Source organism: Microbacterium sp. Bi128, assembly GCF_918698205.1.
In genome coordinates, this window is the sequence record NZ_CAKKMM010000678.1 from 1 (window position 1) to 2,684 (window position 2,684).

The following is a 2,684-nucleotide window of genomic DNA, read 5'->3' on the forward strand; positions in this document are numbered from 1 at the left end:
CCCGGCGCCCGCGACGCGACCCGCGGCCCTGGCCTCCCGTCCCGCCGGCTGGGTGCCCGGCCAGCGCTACTACCCCGGGTCGCGTCCCCGGCTCGCCGAGTCGGACTCGCTGCCGGTCGTGGAAGCAGTCCCCGTCGTCCCGCCCGAGCCCGTCCGCACGCCGTCGATCCCGGCCGAACCGGCGCCCGCCGTCGCCCCGTCGCGAACCGCCACGTGGGCCGCGTGGCGGGAGCGTTTCGGCGCGCGCATGGGCATGGCCACCGCGGTGCTCACGATCGGCGCCGGCGCGACGGTGCTCGCCGTCTTCGCCGCGTACGGTGCCCCGGTCCTCCACCTCCCCGGCACCACGACGGTGGCCGCTCCCGACCCGGCGCAAGTCGCTGAGGCGCTGCCCACGCTGCAGGCGCAGTTGGCCGCCGCCGTGACCGCCGACACCTGGCCCGAGTTGCATCCCGGTCTCGACGAGGTCATCCGGGAATCTTCGTCCGACAATCGCGCGCACGACTGCTTCACCCCGGACGTCGCGCCCGACCCCGCCCGCTGCACGTTCGGCGACCCGGCGGCATCCCGTCACGTCTACCTCGTGGGCGACTCCAGCGCGATGGCGTACGCGCCGACGCTGGCCGCTCTCGCCGAGCAGAGCGGCGGAGCGTGGCGCGCGACCACGGTGGGAATGTACGGATGCCGCTTCACCGACGTCGCGGTCGAGAGCCGGGATCCCGCGGTCGCCGCGGCGTGCGGCTCGCGGAAAGAACAGGTGCGGGCGATGATCGCCGCCGATCCCGCCGACCTCGTGATCGTGTCCAACGCATTCACCCTCGGCCGCTCGGTCGACGGCGAGACCCTCGACGCGGCACGGCTGGCCGCATCGACGTTCGCGCAGGTGGGGCCGTGGGCACCCCCGGGGCGGACGGTGTTCCTCGCGCCGCCGCCGCACGGCGCCGACCTGGATCGCTGCTACTCACCCACGACGGGACCGTCCGCGTGCCTGGCCGCGGTCGACGATGTCTGGATGCAGATGGAGGCGGCCACCGAGGCGGAGGCCGCAGCGACCGGCAACGCCGCCGTGAACGCGCTGCCGTTCACGTGCTGGGAGAACGTGTGCCCCGCTTTCGCGGGCGACACTCCGGTTCGCTACGACGAGACCCACTTGACCCCCGCGTTCGCGGAACGTCTGGCTCCCATCCTGCAGCAGGAGCTGCAGGCACGCGGTCTGTACTGAGTCGCCTCAGGCGTCGATGTCGTCGACGCCCGGCATCCACGACGCGCCCGGCTTGCCCCACTTGCGCTTGCGGGCGATCTTCGAGACCACCCGGCTGTCCTCTTCGTCGAGGCGGTCGACGTAGAGGACGCCGTCGAGGTGGTCGAACTCGTGCTGCAGGATGCGGGCACGCCACCCCGAGACCTCGATGCGCACGGGCTCACCGTCCAGGTCGACGCCGGTGAGCATCGCGGCATCCGAACGGCGCAGCGGGAAGCGCTCACCCGGGAACGACAGACATCCCTCGGACTCCTCTTCCGGGTCGGGGAAACCGGGCTCGAGCGGACGGATCCACAGCTCGGGGTTGATGACGACGCCGCGCCACGGCTGCCCCTCGTCGTCTTCGTACGAGTACGTGAAGAGCCTGAGGCCGACACCCACCTGGGGAGCGGCGAGGCCCACGCCGGGAGCGGCATCCATCGTCTCGAACATGTCGGCGACGAGGGTGCGGATCTCGTCCGTGATCTCGTCGACGCGGACAGCGGGAGCATGCAGCACGGGATCGCCCATGATGCGGATCGGGAGAACGGCCACGTCACCAGCCTAATCGTGAGGACGGCGGCTATCGTCGGAGGGTGATCCCGCTCGATGTCTCCCTCACCGACGGTATCGACCAGCTCGTCGGTGTCTTCCGCGATCCGCGCATCCTGCTCGGCATCCCCCTCGCCCTGCTGGGTGCGGTGTTCATGTCGTTCGGCGCGCAGTACCAGCACCGCGGCGTGCAGAAGGTGGAGCGCCTGTCCGGCAAGACCACCGGCGGCCTCTCCGGCGCACAGATGAAGTCGCTCCTGACGCGTCCGTCGTGGGTCGCGGGAACCGTCATGCTCGGCCTTGCGATCGCGTGCCAGCTCGCCGCGCTGTCGGTGGCACCGCTGATCCTCGTGCAGCCTCTCGGGGCGATCGCCCTGGTGATCACGACGATCCTCAACGCGCGCGTCACGCATCACAAACCGACGCGTCAGTCGCTCATCGCGATCGCCGCGTGCGTCGGCGGCATCTTCATCTTCGTGACCATCGCGGCCTTCTTCGCGACCGAGCACGAGATCACGTCGCGCGAATTGCTGATCATCCTCGGCATCCTGGCCGTGGTCGTCATCGTCTTCGGCGGCTTCTGGCTGTTGGTGCGTCGCCGCGCGCAGGCGCTGTTCTACATCATGGCCGCGGGCGTCATCTACGGCTTCGTCGCGACCCTCGCCAAGGTCGTCATCAGCCGCGCCCAGGCCGGCAACTTCGACTGGCTGACGCTGCTGTGCCTCGTGGCGCTCCTCGCCGCCGTCGGTGTCGGCGCGTACTTCGTGCAGACGGCGTACTCGGTCGGCCCTCCCGACCTGGTGATCGCGGGGCTCACGGTGATCGACCCCATCGTCGCGGTACTCATCGGCCTGTCGGTCCTCGGCGAGGCCTCGACGGCTCCCGCCTGGGC

Annotated in this window: 3 protein-coding genes; 2 read left to right on the forward strand and 1 reads right to left on the reverse strand. The window is 70.9% G+C overall.

Translation table 11 applies throughout. The annotated features are described in order from the left end of the window. On the forward strand, positions 1 to 1,222 hold a 1,222-nt coding region (locus tag LQV45_RS24735; protein ID WP_290370310.1), incomplete at its 5' end, for an SGNH hydrolase domain-containing protein. Positions 1,223 to 1,228: 6 nt separating this feature from the next. On the opposite strand, the gene def is transcribed toward LQV45_RS24735, so the two are convergent. Further along, complete coding sequence (gene def, locus LQV45_RS24740) at positions 1,229 to 1,795, reverse strand: peptide deformylase (RefSeq protein ID WP_230009256.1); 567 nt, start codon at positions 1,793 to 1,795, stop codon at positions 1,229 to 1,231. A 41-nt stretch (positions 1,796 to 1,836) separates the two neighbouring features. Here def and LQV45_RS24745 point away from each other — a divergent pair. Beyond that, on the forward strand, positions 1,837 to 2,684 hold an 848-nt coding region (locus LQV45_RS24745), incomplete at its 3' end, for a DMT family transporter (RefSeq protein ID WP_230009257.1).